Here is a 14,878-nt window from a genome sequence, read left to right as displayed (position 1 = left end):
TCGTAACATTTGTTATAGGTGCAAATCCTGGTTTCGCTTAATTTTGCTGACACAAAACTCAATTGCAGAATTGGTTTATTATTAACTTTAAATTAATAGATATGTTGAAAAGCATTAGTCTCAGGCTTTGCACACTAATTGTGCTTCTTTTTGTGGGCATTCTTTCCTTTGCCCAGCAAGTTCAGGTAAAAGGTACTGTCGTTGAAAAATCGAGTGGTGAATCCATTATCGGTGCTTCTGTCATGGAAGTAGGTTCCAACAGCAATGGAACAATTACGGATATTGATGGAAATTTCACGCTGTCTGTAACTTCCGGTGCCACATTGTCCGTATCCTATATAGGATATAAAACCGTTACAGTAAAGGCACAGCCCACTTTACGCATTGAGTTGACGGAAGATTCCCAGTTGATTGATGAAGTAGTGGTGACCGGCTATATGTCCGAGAAGAAGGCCAGTTTGACCGGTTCGGTGGCTGTGGTCAAGATGAAGGATGTAGCAGATATTCCTACGGGAAATGTGTTGTCGAGCTTGCAGGGACGTGTTGCCGGTATGAACATTACGACTGACGGCACACCGGGCGGTGGAAATACTTCTACATTGGTCCGTGGTAAGTCATCTTTCCGAAATGATGCCAATTCCCCGCTTTATGTCATTGACGGTGTGATGACCCGTGAGAACATCTCGTCTATCCTTTCTTCCAATGATGTAGAATCCATTCAGGTATTGAAGGATGCCGCTTCCGCTTCTATTTATGGTGCACAGGCTGCCAATGGTGTGATTATCATTACTACCAAACGTGCCAAGAAAGGGGAGACCCGTGTGGATTTTGATATGTCGTTGACTTTGCAGACCTATCAATGTGGCTTTGATATGTTGAATGCAGATGCGTGGGGCCAGGTTTATTGGTCGGCTTATAAGTATGCCAATAATGGAGCTACGCCAAGCAGCGAAATATATGGTAATGGTGCAACTCCCCAACTTCAAGACTATATCGGCCTGAATGGAGCTAAAGTACATGCCGTTGATACGGATTGGCGCGATGTGGTTTATCGCACTGCCTTGATGCAGAATTATAGTGCGACACTTTCAAAGGGCTCTGACAATGGTGCCTTCTCGTTAGCGTTGAACTATCTCGACCATGACGGTCTGGTAGAGAATACGAATTTCCAGCGTATCAATACCCGCATCAGTTCTAACTATCATTATCTTGACAATCGCTTGCGTATCGGCGAGAACGTTGCCATCAATCGTTGGACACAGACCCTCAGTCCGGCCGGTGTAGATGAGAATGCCATCAAACAGCATCCTGCCAAGACGGTTTATGATGAGAATGGCAATTATAACGATGCCATCAATGATGTTTTGGGTGATGCCCCCAATATGGCACGTTTGTTGGAGAATGAAAAACAGAACAAACATGATTACTGGCGTATCTTTGGTAATGCATTCCTTGAAATTGAACCGATTAAGAACCTGGTGCTGAAAACCAATTTCGGTATGAATTATTATGATGAAACCAACAAAACTTTTGAGCCGGCATGGGCACGCGATGAGGTCAATAAGCTGACTCAATCATCCAACAAAAGACTGGATTGGGTATGGACCAATACCGTGACTTATAGCAAAGCTTTTGGAAAGAACAATCTGACTGCACTTCTTGGTACAGAAGCCAAGAAGAACCATTCGGAATCCATGTTCGGTTATGGTACGGGACTGGCTGTAGAAGATGAAGATTATATTTATCTCGACGGTGTGACTGCCGGTAAGAATGTAGGTGCCGGTGCTTCCAATTATGGTATGGTGTCTTACTTTGGTAAAGTGAACTATGATTATGAAGGACGGTATTTGGCCTCTGTTACGGTGCGCCGTGATGCTTCTTCCCGCTTGGCAAAGGGTAATAATGTGGATTACTTCCCTTCAGTGTCGGCAGGCTGGCGCATTTCAAGTGAGAAGTTTATGGAAGCGACCAGGGATTGGTTGGCTGATTTGAAACTACGTGCTTCATGGGGTGTCAATGGTAACGATATTATTGATAATGAGGCTCCCTATACAAAATACTTGATTAGTCTGAAGGATGCAAGCTACAACATGAACGGTGATGGAACGACTTTGGCTCCCGGTGGTTACAAAGTGAGGTCTACCAATCCCGATTTGAAGTGGGAGAGTACAAGACAGCTCAATATCGGTGTGGACGCCGCTTTCCTGAACGGACGTCTGAGTGCTTCTCTCGATTATTTTGATAAGAAGACAAGTGATATGCTTGTGGAGAAACCGTATATCGCTGTCATTGGCGAGGGTGGTTACTGCTGGTATAATGGTGGTACGATGAACAATAAAGGTTTCGAGATGGCACTGACCTGGAATGATAAGGTAAAGGATTTCCAGTATAATGTAGCATTCAACCTTTCATATTACAAAAATGAAGTGACAGAGCTGACGGAAGAAATTTACTATACTTATGGTGGCGGTAATGGGGTTGACAAGACTTTGGTTGGCCAACCGTTCGGTTCATGGATGGGCTTCAAGACAGATGGAGTGTTCCGTACCCAGCAGGAGGTGGATGAGTATAAATCCAAATATAATGTACAGTTTGGCGCTCCCGGAGTAGGACGTATCAAATACGTGGATGCTGATGGTAACGGTACGATTGATACGAACGACCGTGTATGGTTGGGTTCTGACAATCCGAAAGTGATTGCAGGTCTGAATCTTGGGGCATCTTGGAAAGGCTTTGACCTCAGCATGTTCTTCAACGGTATGATTCGTGATGCCTATAACAACTCCAAATATTATACGGATTTATTCCAATGCTGGACCGGTAATCACTCTACCCGCCTGCTCGATGCCATGCATGCTTACGAGAACTTTGAAAAGACGGGTGTTTACAATAGCAGTGTACCTGCTTTGACCACTCTTAACAGCAACAATGAGCACGAAGTATCTGAGTTCTATATTGAAAATGGTTCGTATATCAAGCTGAAAAGTCTGACATTGGGTTACACGCTTCCTAAAGCAGTTCTCGACAAGATGAAGATGCGTCATGCGCGCATTTATTTCCAGGCTCAGAATTTGTTTACGATTACCGGTTATACAGGTGCCGACCCTGAAGGTCTGGGTTATCCTTATCCGTTGCCCCGTACGTTCTCTTTGGGATTATCATTTGGTTTCTAAACTTTAAAACTATACTATCATGAAATTGAAACATTTATATATGCTTGGCGTAGTAGCGCTGATGACTGCAAGCTGTAATGAAGACCGTTTCCTGGATTTGAAGCCCCAGGGTAGCTTGAATGAAGATATTATGACTTCTACAGAAGGTGCCGACCTTTTGGTGAATGCCGCGTATGCAGCTTTGGGTGGTCCCGAAGGACAGAGCTGGAGTGTATGGTGTCATCCTACTTCCAATTGGACCTATGGTGAGGTACGTTCGGATAATGCCTATAAAGGCGGTGGTGGTGTTGGTGACCTTAATGAAGTGCACCGTATGGAGACATTTGATATGGATGCAACCAATGGATTTCTGGACAGCAAGTGGTACCATCTATATTGCAGTGTACAGCGTTGTAACTCTGCATTGCGCGTTCTGAATGCTGCAACAGATGAGCAGGTGAACGGACGTGTATCCCGTATTGCGGAGATGAAAGTGCTTCGTGCCCATTATTACTTTGAATTGAGCCGCCTTTTCAACAAGATACCTTATTTTGATGAGAACGTTGAGATTTCCCAATATCCGGATATTCCGAACAATGAGTTTACCCGTGACGAGATTCTGAGTATGCTGGCCAAGGAGATGCTTGATGCCGCCGAACTGCTTCCTGCATCACAGTCGGAGGTAGGGCGTATTCATAAATATATAGCACTGGCCTATGCGGCTAAAATCAAGCTGTACCAAGCGTATCAGCAAGATGAGACTACGCATGCCGTAACTTCCATCAATAAAGAGCTGCTGAGGGAAGTCGTTTCGCTTTGCGACCAAGTGACTGCCAGCAACCGTTACGGTTTGCTTGACGATTTCCAGGGATTGGATTTAGTAGCTAATGAAAACGGTAAAGAGTCTGTTTTTGCCATTCAATATTCCATGAATGACGGTACCGAAAGTGCCGGCCGCATCAACTGGAGCAATCTGTTGAATTCTCCGGGTGGAGGCAGCCCTTACGGAGGTGACGGTTTCTTCCTGCCCAGCCAAGACCTGATTAATGCTTATCAGACAGATGCAAACGGTCTGCCCGATTTTAATTATCAGTCAAAGTCTGATTATAGTTGGGCGGTATTGAACAATGGGGTTTATACTTTACAAAACACGACTCCCAATGTAGACCCGCGTCTCGATTTTGTTGTGGGCCGTCCTACTATAACTTGGAAAACTTACCCAGACAAGCCATGTGAGGGATGGGTGCGTGATAAGGAAACTTATGGCTATAATTGCGCGAAGCGCTTCTGGGTTTCTCCGGAAAGTAGTGATATGTTTAATGGCTGGCCTTGGGGGGCTTCACAGTTGAACTGGCAGATTATACGTTACGCAGATATTCTTCTTTGGAAAGCTGAGGCTCTTATTGAACTCAATGAAGGCGATGGACTCGAAACTGCCCGTGATTTGATTAATCAGATACGCAATCGTGCCCGGAACAGTGCCTATGTAAAGGATTTCAACGACCATTCCAAATATGCGGCCAACTACCTTGTCAATCCTTATCCTGCTGATGTCTGGAATCAGGATTATGCCCGTCAGGCCCTCCGTTGGGAAACACGTCTGGAGAAGGCTTTGGAAGGTGAACGTTTCTTCGACCTGGTCCGTTGGGGCATAGTGGAAACAACCATGAACAAGTACATTACCGCGGAGTCAGACAATCGCATTTATTATGCCAATGCGCACTTTACGGGTGGAAAGGATGAGTATTATCCGGTTCCGAACAATCAATACGGATTTTCTGGAGGCAAGTATGTACAGAATCCCGGTTATGCTCCGTTCAACTAATTATATTTTGAAATGAAAACGCAAGGGAGGGGAAACGTTTGTTTCCCCCTCTTCCTTTAAACAATCTTTTATTATGAAACACTTTGCCTATTCTATATTGGGCTGTCTATTGCTTTCTTTGAATGCAGCTTTTGCTCAAAAAACATGGTCGTTTGACGGGCAGGACCCCTTACTTTCCAGTGACGGCAAGTCATTGTTGAATTTGTACACTATAAAGGAAATACCGGAATTTGTTACCGGAGTCGAAGGTAAAGCCCTTCGTACAGACGGGTATTCCACTTGGATGGATACAACCACGGAAGGAGATGTTTCGTCGTTGTCCGGATGGTTTGCTCTGGAATCTTATCCGACGGATACTGCTGCCTTTATGGGAATCAGAGACATGGCAGGAACATCTGTAGCGGTATGTGTAGACCGTTATGGTGAGTTGCTGTTGGGAATGGGGCAGAATGGCTCATACTCTTACTGTTCATTAAAGACAAAAGTCGACCGTTTCAAGTGGCTGCATGTGGTCCTTGATTTGAGTAATGAATCGGTTTGCCTGAATGGGCAGAGGATGAGTGCAGAGGTATGGCCCCGGAACTTGCAGGATGGTGAAATGATGCTTCGGGTAGGTAAGGATTTCAGGGAAAAGAAGGTTTGGATGTACGATGTTACGGCTATAAACGGGTTGATTGACGGGATAAGCCTCACTCCCTTTTCCGATGATTCGTCTGCATGGAGAGACGAGATTGCCTTAGGATTGAAGAAGACTCCGGTTTTGGCTATTCCGGAAACCCGTTTTGCGAAGGACTTCAACCGTCCCCGCTATCATCTGTTGCCGGCTGCCAACTGGACGAATGAGACGCATGGTTTACTTCTTTATAAAGGTAAATATCATATATTCAATCAGAAGAATGCTTCTGCAATCTTCCTGGGACAGATAAATTGGGGACATTTCAGCAGTCCCGATATGCTTCATTGGACGGAGGAAAAGCCGGCTTTGACTCCTGATGCTGCTTATGACAAGAATGGAATATGGTCCGGGCATGCTGTTATCAATGATGACGGTATCCCCCAGCTGATATACACAGCCGGTGGAGACAAGATGGGAGTGGGTATTGCTTTTCCAAAAGATACTGCGTTGATAGAATGGGAGAAATATGCGGGTAATCCGGTTATTGCCGAGAAGCCTGCCGGATATACCCGTACGGACATGCGTGACCAGTATGTCTGGAAAGAGGGTGATGTCTGGTATATGATTATCGGTTTCGGCATTGAGCAGACCGATACACCCCACGGGGCTTTGCTGCTTTATAAATCGGCGGACTTGAAGAGATGGGATTTTGTACATTTGCTGTTTGAGGGCAATCCGGAAGTGGATGACTCCGGTATTTTCTGGGAAATGCCGGTCTTTAAGAAGATGGGCGGCAAATATGTTCTTTTGGTGAATAGGGTTCCTCATAAAGGCATACCTGCGCGTTGCCAGTATTGGATAGGAGATTTCAAGAATGAAAAGTTTATACCGGACAACCCAGTCCCTCAAAATCTGGAGGTCATCAACCGCTTGCTGTCCCCCTCTGTTGTTGAGACTCCGGAAGGGGATGTTGCTGCCATTGCCATTATACCCGATGAAATAGGAGGGGAGGCCACTTATGAACAAGGATGGGCACATCTCTACAGTATGCCCAGAAGATGGCAGCTGAAAGATGGGAAACTATGCCAAACACCCCATCCCGTGATGAAACAATTGCGTGAACAACCGACGGTTTATTCCAGACAGGCATTGACTGCTGCGAAACCGTGCATTGTGAGCAGAAGGGAACATCAGCTTGAAGTCAAGGCGACTTTTTATCCCGGTGACGAAAAACGGTTTGGATTTACATTGTGTAAGAATCCGGATAATAGCGAATATAGCCTGATTTATTATGATGTGGAGAAGGAGGAACTTATTGTGGACCAGACGCATTCTTCCTTGCGTGCACACATTCCTTTGAAGATTCGTAAGGACTGGTATCGGTTGGATACAACCAAGCCGGTGGAGATTCGTCTATTTATAGACGGTTCTGTGGTGGAAGGATTTATTAATGATGAGGATGCATTCACTACAAGAATCTTTCCTCTGAAAGAAAACAGTACGCTATTGGAACTATTCTCTGATGGAAATACAACGGAAGTTGCTGCCGAAGTTTGGAGACTGAAAGATGCAAAGGTAAAGATGAACTTTTAATGAAAATACAGAAAATGAAGATACCAGCTATATTGGGTGCACTTTTATTGGCAGGAACATTGTCTGCCGGTGCACAAATGAATTCAGACAGTTTATACAAAGAGCCTTATCGTCCTCAGTATCATTTCAGTCCGGAGAAGGGATGGATTGGTGATCCCTCGGGATTCATGTACTATCAGGGTAAATATCATATGTACTGGTGGGGCAAAGTCGAATCTACAGATTTGGTACATTACCAACAGATAACCCCTTATGCCATGACCGGAACGGATGACAATATCAGTTACTTCACCGGTTCTGCGGTCATAGACAAGAACAACACGGCCGGCTTCGGCAAGGGGGCTTATGTGGCGGCTTACACCGTTTTTGAGAAGGACTCCAAGAAACAGGCGCAGGGCATCTCTTTCAGTCATGACGGAAAGACATTTCATTATTATGAAGGTAACCCGGTTCTGGACCTTTGGAGTACGGAATTCAGGGACCCTACCGTCTTCTGGCACGAGCCGACCCAAAAATGGGTGATGGTTGTAGCCAAGGCCCTGGAGAAGAAAATAAAGTTTTATACCTCTCCTGATTTGAAGAGCTGGACTTGGACCAGTGATTTTGGCCCTGCCGGTGACAGTGAAAAGTCTTGGGAGTGCCCGGATTTATTCCAGTTGCCGGTTGACGGGGATTCTGACAAGAAAAGGTGGGTGATGGTCGTATCTGTAAACTGGGCGCAAGAACAATATTTTATAGGAGACTTCGACGGCACTTCTTTTAAGCTGATGGAGAACCATCCTGCAGAGCCTCTATATGTGGACAAAGGGCTGGACTTTTATGCATCCCGCACATTTCAGGATTTTGACGGAACGTTGGATTCCAAAATTTCGATGGGCTGGGTTGCAACCTGGGACTATGCACCGGTAGCTCCATCGAAGTATGGGAAGGGCTTCTGGTCCATTCCCCGTAATCTGGAACTGAAGACATACAAGGAAGGCGTGAGGCTGGTGCAGAAACCGGTGGAACAGTTGCAAACACTTCGCCATAAGCCTGCATCGGTGAAACGTGCTTTATCGGTGGGAACACAGAGGTTACCCGGCTTTGTTCCCGATGAGAATGTCTACGAACTCGATGCTTCGTTTTCTACTGACGTATCCAACACCTTTGGCTTGAATTTGTGTGTGGGTGAAGGGCGCAAAGTGGTGGTCAGCTATGATACGGATTCACATAATCTGGTGATTGACCGCACCCATTGCTCCGATGTGCAGATTCCTAAATTCAGCCGTATGGCATATGCCAGGGTGGAACCGGTAGATAATAAGATACGTTTGCATATATTTGTAGACAAATCGAGTATTGAAATCTTTGCCAATGACGGGAAGGATGTATTCACATTATTAACCTATCCGGGCGAGGCTCAAACCGGTATCGAACTTTTTGCGCAGAAGAAGGGGACGAAGATGGAGTTGGATGCCTGGATGCTTAAATCAATATGGAGATGAGGAATTTATTGTTTGCATTGCTGCTTTTGCCTTTGATGGCCTCTTGTGTGAAGGATACGGCACAAGTGACTTTGGACTCTTTGCTGGATGAAATGATATCTGTAGAAGAATCCGCACGTTATCCGCTGGTGCCATATCGTTGTCTGCAAGTCAGCAGTTATGACCGCTCCTCCGTGTCTCCCGATTCGCCGGGATGGTTTGCCAACAATGATGGCTATGGCATTGTCTGTACGGATACGGTTGATGGGAGAGTGGAACGTGTGATGTTCGATGAAAAGGGCCCTGGAGCTATTACCCGTATCTGGATAACCACAGTTGACAAGCGTGGGACTTGGAGATTTTATTTTGATGGCGAAAGTACTCCCGGATGGATAGTTCCTGCCTATGATTTGATGCGTTTCGGAATACCCAGGTTGGGTAGGGGACTGCTTCAACCCCACACCAGCTATACTCCGGACGGGAAAGGCGGCAATACTCTTTTCCTGCCCATCCCTTTTGCCCGGAGTTGTAAAATTACATTTGAAGACGAACCGGGCATTGCGCCTACTCCCAAATACTATCACATCAATTATCGCAAGTATCCCGAAGGAACTTCTGTGGAAACCTTCTCTGCGGCATCCGTAGCCCGCGTCGGTAAAAAGATTTCAGAGGTAGATGATGCCTTGCTGCATCCTGCATCCCGTTCCGGTTTGCAGGTGGACAAGAAGCGGCAGGTGCTCCAGCCGGGCGATTCTTTGTGGATTGACCTGCCGCAAGGGGAAAATGCGGTTTATGAAATCAGTTTCCAGCTCGCGAATGCAGATTCTACGGCTTATGCCCAACTGATGCGCAATCTTATATTTAAGGCTGATTTTGACGGCCGGTCTACGGTTTGGGTTCCTCTTTCGGATTATTCGGGAGGGGGTATGGGTGCTCCGGCTGTTGATAGCTGGTTCTTGTCTGCAGACGGACAAGGCAAGGTGGTGAGCCGCTGGCTGATGCCCTACAAGACAGAAGGCAGACTATTGTTACAAAATATCTCCGCACACACTGCAGACGTGAGTATGGAAGTGGGAACGGCACCTTTGCCATGGGGAGGGCGTTCCCTCTATTTCCATGCTTCCTGGCGCCAGCAGACCGGACTTCCGGTTTATGAGCGTCCGGATGATGATGCAAATTGCCGGGAGTGGAACTTTGCCACATTGACCGGACGAGGCATATACAAAGGGGATGTCCTGACTCTGTATAACCATTCGCGTGCCTGGTACGGAGAAGGGGATGAAAAGATATGGGTAGATGATGATGTTTTTCCATCGCATTTCGGTACCGGAACAGAAGATTACTACAATAGTTCGTGGGCTCCGGTCGTAATATTCCAAACGCCTTTTGGTGGCGCACCCCGTGCCGACCAGGCGAGTTCTCACGGTTATAATACATTCTTCCGTACAAGGAATTTGGACGGTATACCGTTTTCTTCATTATTGCGTTTCGACATTGAATTGTTGAGTTGGGTAAGGGGAACTGTAGATTATGCAACTACCGTTTACTGGTATGGAGATATGGGAGCGAAAGCTGTTGATACTTCAGGACTTGAGGAAGCAGCCCAAGACTTGCTACCCGTTCCCGGCGATTTATCTAAATATCGAAGAGAAAATAGCATAGAATTTGAGGAAACAACTCCAATAGCCTCTTCTCCATCCATTCATTTTGACAAGCAGAGTATGCTTGGTTTCGTTGACGGGCAATGGAGTGGAGGAACCCAACTCTTGTGTATTGGTGGAAAACCGGGTGATTCTGTAGAGTTTGAGTTCAATCAATTGGAAGACTGTCCTTATCAACTGGTGGTGTATGCCACGAAAGCTCCTGATTATGGCATAGTTTCTTTTTCCGTAAATGGACAAGATACACATATAAAGTGGGATGGATATGATACAAAAGTTACTCTTTCTGACCCTATTTCTTTAGGATGCTATAGTCCGGTGCGTGGAGCATTGACTTTGAAAATATCTTTGTCAGGAGCTAACCCAAAAGCTGTTGAGGAGAAGAATTTGTTTGGATTAGATGCTATACAACTTATGAAAAAACAATGATATTATGAAAGAGAGGATACTGATACTTTTACTACTGGCTACTGTTTGTAGTATGCAGGCACAAAATATTCACATGGCACTACGTCCGGATGATTTACTGATAGATAATTTTGAAGGAGATACTTTTGGAAACTGGATATTGGAAGGAAATGCTTTTGGCAATTCACCAGTTTCTATGGAACGTTTGTCAATATGGGGGGATAATAGGTTTGAAGGAAATCGGATGGCTTCTAGCTTTGTCAATGGAGATGCCGGTACCGGTGTATTGAAGTCACCTCTTTTCAGGATAGAACGCAGATATGTTAATTTTCTGATAGGTGGGGGTGTTGATTATCAGCGGGAGTATGTAGCCCTTTGGATTGATGGAAAGGAGGTGAAAAGAAGTACGGGGTATAATAGACGTGTCATGGAATATGAGTCTTGGGATGTTGCTGAATATATGGGAAAAAATGCCCGGATTGTTTTAGTGGACCAATCAAAAGAGGGCTGGGGATTTATCAATGCCGACTGTTTCTACCAGTCTGATACCAAATTGGAAAAAGAAATTTTTGCGAAAAGAATGTTGGTAACTCACCGTTATTTGAATATTCCGGTAAAGATGGGAGCGGTTATAGAACAGATGGATATATGGATTGGTGATAAAATGGTACGTAATATGGAAGTGGAGCTTGGCGGCGATGAACCTGATTATTGGGTTACATTGGAGGTCAAGGATTGGATTGGGCAAGAATTACGGATAGAGGCGAGTAAGAGTCCTAATGTAGAGCAAGCTTTGAATCAATGCTTTTGTTCTGAAACTCCTAAGGAAGAGAACTTGTTTTATAAAGAACCGTTACGTCCTAAAGTACATTTTACTTCTCGCCGGGGATGGCTGAATGATCCGAATGGTCTGGTTTGGCATGAAGGGGAGTGGCATCTGTTTTATCAGCATAATCCCTATGGCTGTATTTGGGGTAATATGACATGGGGGCATGCTGTGAGCCGGGATTTGGCACATTGGACTGAGTTGGGGGATGTATTACATCCGGACTCGTTGGGACCTATTTTTTCCGGTTCGGTAGTTGTTGATAAAAAGAATACGCTGGGGTGTCAACAAAATGGAGATACAGTATTGGTTGCTGTTTATACTTCGGCAGGTGGATTCGGGTATCACACCCGGCATTTGCAACATTCACAAAGTATAGGATATAGTTTGGATAAGGGGCGTAATTGGGTTACTTTTTCCGGTAATCCGGTACTTCCCACGTTGGTCAGGTACAATCGTGATCCTAAGGTGACGTGGCATACGCCGACTGGCAGATGGATTATGGTATTGTACTTGGATAAGCAGGAGTATGCTATCTTTTCATCTCCCAATTTGATGGATTGGACTGAAACGGACCGTTTTAAATTAGAGGGGGCGGATGAGTGTCCCGACTTTTTTGAAATGTCCGTAACCAATGAACCTACTGTCCGGAAATGGGTCTTTACCGGGGCGAACAGTACCTATTTGGTTGGGAGTTTTGATGGATATCGTTTTCGGACTGAGACGAAACCTGTAAAAATGGATAGTGGTACAAACTATTATGCGGTTCAAACATATAGTAATGCACCAGATGACCGAAGAATACAAATAGCATGGATGAACGGAAGTAATTTCCCGGATATGCCTTTCAATCAACAAATGTCCTTTCCGCGTGAATTAACATTACATCGGGTTGATAAAGGATATGTCTTAAAAAGTATGCCGGTAAATGAACTCGCTTTATTATATGGGAGAAAGTACATCTGGAAGAGTCTGGTAGTTGAAGAAAAGAATTGTTTCACGACAAAGTTGAATACTCCTGCCTTCTATCTGAAAACGGGTTTTGCTGTAGATAGTGTTGATGCGCAGATATTGGCTTTTGATATTAATGGTTTGAATTTGATTTACGATTCTGTCAAACAGATACTCACTGTTGAGAAAGAGAATGGGGAAACCTTGAAGCAGATGGTGCTAAAGCCCAATGAAGGAAGAATTGAATTGGATATATTGTCGGATATTGCTTCTGTAGAAATCTTCGTCAATCAAGGAGCACTGTCTGCTGCTTTCTATCATCTGATTGAAAAAAACACTCCTTCTGTCACCATATCAGTTGAAGGCGGACAAACAAAGTTGAAACAGTTGACAATTCATGAATTGAATTCTATGTATGTTCCCCAGTGACATACAGATACCTTTTTAAGGATGGAATGTAACATTTGTAGTATGCTTTGAAACAAAAAAGATAGCCTCCTGCTGCTTGGTGGCGTATCTTTGCATGGTAGAAAAACATAATTAATTTAATACCAACAGAAACATGATTCATTTAAAAGACTTTTGGCGGACAATCAGAAGGACGCTTACCGTATTTATATTAGGAACTACCGTGGCTGTCTTCACATGCCAGGCCATAAATCCTCCTTTCGTGATTAAACATCTGGGTGACGGACAGAGTATCGTCCAAATTGACGAGCAGAAGAAGTTTTTGCTGCTGCCGGTGGAAGAGGCTTCTCCGGAGGCAAAATTGTATATGATAGCGGACAATGATGTTGTACGCAGTATGAACGTGCGATTGGCAGTCAATAAGGTTGACTATTTTGTTCCGGTCGATTTGACCGGCTTCGATAATAAACATCTCTCTTTCAACTTCCAGCTTATTCCGGATTCGGCCTTATGCTGGGAAGAAATGAAACTGTCGGATGAATTCGATGTTTCGAACCGGGAGAAATTCCGTCCGGTGTATCATTTCAGCCCGGCTTACGGTTGGATGAATGATCCTAACGGAATGTTCTACAAAGACGGGGTCTACCATTTGTTCTACCAGCATAATCCCTACGGCTCCATGTGGGGGAACATGCATTGGGGACATGCCACCAGTACGGACCTCGTCACTTGGGAGCATCACGGAGATGCCATTTCGCCCGATGCGTTGGGAACAATTTTCAGTGGCTCTTGTGTTGTCGACAAGGATAATACGGCCGGGTTCGGTGCCGGTGCCGTCATTGCCTTCTATACATCGGCAAGCGACCGCCAAGTGCAGAGCATGGCCTATAGCCTTGACAACGGAAAAACCTTCAAGAAGTATGCGCGAAATCCCATCCTGACTTCCACGCAGCGCGACTTCCGTGACCCTAAAGTCATCTGGCACGAAGATACCAAGAAATGGATCATGGTTCTTGCCGTAGGGCAGGAAATGGAGATATACTCTTCTGCCGACCTGAAGAACTGGACGCTGGAGAGCAAATTCGGTGAAGGACAAGGTGCTCACGGCGGAGTCTGGGAGTGTCCCGACCTGCTTGAACTGCCGGTTGAAGGTACGGAACTGAAGAAGTGGGTACTCGTCTGTAACCTCAATCCGGGCGGACCGTTCGGTGGCTCTGCCACACAATATTTCGTAGGGACATTTGACGGTAAGAAATTCGTGAACGAGTCTCCCGCAGTGACGAAATGGATGGACTGGGGAAAAGACCATTATGCAACTGTCACTTGGAGCAATGCTCCTGCAGGACGTGCCATTGCATTGGCATGGATGAGCAACTGGCAATATGCCAACGATGTGCCCACCCGCCAATACCGTAGTGCCAACTCCGTGCCGCGTGACCTTTCGCTCTATACCTCGGAGGGTGAAACCTATGTAAAGGTAACCCCGTCTCCCGAATTGCTGAAACTGAGGGATAAAGGCAGCAAGAAGCGTGCTTTCAAGGTAGACCGCACGTATAATCTGGACAAACTGCTGAATGACAATTCCGGAACGTATGAAATCGAAATGACTATTAAGAATAAGGATGCGGATGTGATAGGATTCCAGCTCTTTAACTCGAAAGGCGAGGAGGTGGAGATGTACTATAACCTGGCGGAAAAGACGTTCACCATGGACCGTACCAAGAGTGGTGAGGTGTCGTTCAGCAAGGACTTCCCTGCAGTGACCGTGGCTCCTGTCGGGGGTGGCAATGAAATGAAACTCCGCTTGTTCGTAGACAAGTCGAGCATTGAAGCGTTTGGCAACGACGGACGTTTTGCCATGACAAATCTTGTATTCCCGTCGGAACCTTACAACCGTATCAGTTTCTATGCTAAAGGTGGAAGCTGCAATGTCACCTCGTTTACTGTGTACAAACTCGGATTAAAATAACAGATA

General features: G+C 45.4%; 7 protein-coding genes. All 7 read left to right on the top strand.

Annotation, left to right across the window (positions count from 1 at the left end; translation table 11 throughout):
* Positions 1-101: 101 nt before the first annotated feature.
* The 7 genes from DWZ67_RS11435 to DWZ67_RS11405 all read left to right on the top strand — a co-directional run bounded on the left by DWZ67_RS11435 (position 102) and on the right by DWZ67_RS11405 (position 14,872).
* Complete coding sequence (locus tag DWZ67_RS11435) at positions 102-3,173, top strand: SusC/RagA family TonB-linked outer membrane protein (protein WP_120138867.1); 3,072 nt, start codon at positions 102-104, stop codon at positions 3,171-3,173.
* 19 nt (positions 3,174-3,192) lie between these two features.
* Positions 3,193-4,977, top strand: coding sequence for a RagB/SusD family nutrient uptake outer membrane protein (locus tag DWZ67_RS11430; RefSeq protein WP_016273168.1), 1,785 nt, complete (start codon positions 3,193-3,195; stop codon positions 4,975-4,977).
* 73 nt (positions 4,978-5,050) lie between these two features.
* On the top strand, positions 5,051-7,186 hold the full coding sequence (locus DWZ67_RS11425) for a glycoside hydrolase family 32 protein (RefSeq protein ID WP_120138865.1): 2,136 nt from the start codon (positions 5,051-5,053) through the stop codon (positions 7,184-7,186).
* Entirely contained in the window at positions 7,186-8,670 is a 1,485-nt protein-coding gene (locus tag DWZ67_RS11420; RefSeq protein WP_005826280.1) for a glycoside hydrolase family 32 protein, read from the top strand. Before DWZ67_RS11425 ends, DWZ67_RS11420 begins: the two co-directional genes overlap by 1 nt.
* A gap of 35 nt (positions 8,671-8,705) precedes the next feature.
* Complete coding sequence (locus DWZ67_RS11415) at positions 8,706-10,739, top strand: glycoside hydrolase family 172 protein (RefSeq protein ID WP_227212870.1); 2,034 nt, start codon at positions 8,706-8,708, stop codon at positions 10,737-10,739.
* 4 nt (positions 10,740-10,743) lie between these two features.
* Positions 10,744-12,924: a glycoside hydrolase family 32 protein gene (locus DWZ67_RS11410; RefSeq protein WP_005826283.1), complete on the top strand. Its 2,181-nt coding sequence runs from the start codon at positions 10,744-10,746 to the stop codon at positions 12,922-12,924.
* Between the two features lie 133 nt (positions 12,925-13,057).
* Entirely contained in the window at positions 13,058-14,872 is a 1,815-nt protein-coding gene (locus DWZ67_RS11405; protein ID WP_025834539.1) for a GH32 C-terminal domain-containing protein, read from the top strand.
* Positions 14,873-14,878 lie beyond the last annotated feature (6 nt).

The organism is Bacteroides sp. AF34-31BH (assembly GCF_003602795.1).
Taxonomy (GTDB): domain Bacteria; phylum Bacteroidota; class Bacteroidia; order Bacteroidales; family Bacteroidaceae; genus Bacteroides; species Bacteroides uniformis.
Note: the sequence above shows the minus strand (reverse complement) of the source record. Positions and strands in the feature narration are given on the sequence as shown.

What these genes read in the sequence shown, in the direction of transcription:
- DWZ67_RS11430 (WP_016273168.1), top strand. Translation starts at nt 3,193, where the DNA reads ATGAAATTGAAACATTTATATATGCTTGGCGTAGTAGCGCTGATGACT.
- DWZ67_RS11420 (WP_005826280.1), top strand. Translation starts at nt 7,186, where the DNA reads ATGAAAATACAGAAAATGAAGATACCAGCTATATTGGGTGCACTTTTA.
- DWZ67_RS11405 (WP_025834539.1), top strand. Translation starts at nt 13,058, where the DNA reads ATGATTCATTTAAAAGACTTTTGGCGGACAATCAGAAGGACGCTTACC.
- DWZ67_RS11410 (WP_005826283.1), top strand. Translation starts at nt 10,744, where the DNA reads ATGAAAGAGAGGATACTGATACTTTTACTACTGGCTACTGTTTGTAGT.
- DWZ67_RS11425 (WP_120138865.1), top strand. Translation starts at nt 5,051, where the DNA reads ATGAAACACTTTGCCTATTCTATATTGGGCTGTCTATTGCTTTCTTTG.
- DWZ67_RS11435 (WP_120138867.1), top strand. Translation starts at nt 102, where the DNA reads ATGTTGAAAAGCATTAGTCTCAGGCTTTGCACACTAATTGTGCTTCTT.
- DWZ67_RS11415 (WP_227212870.1), top strand. Translation starts at nt 8,706, where the DNA reads ATGGCCTCTTGTGTGAAGGATACGGCACAAGTGACTTTGGACTCTTTG.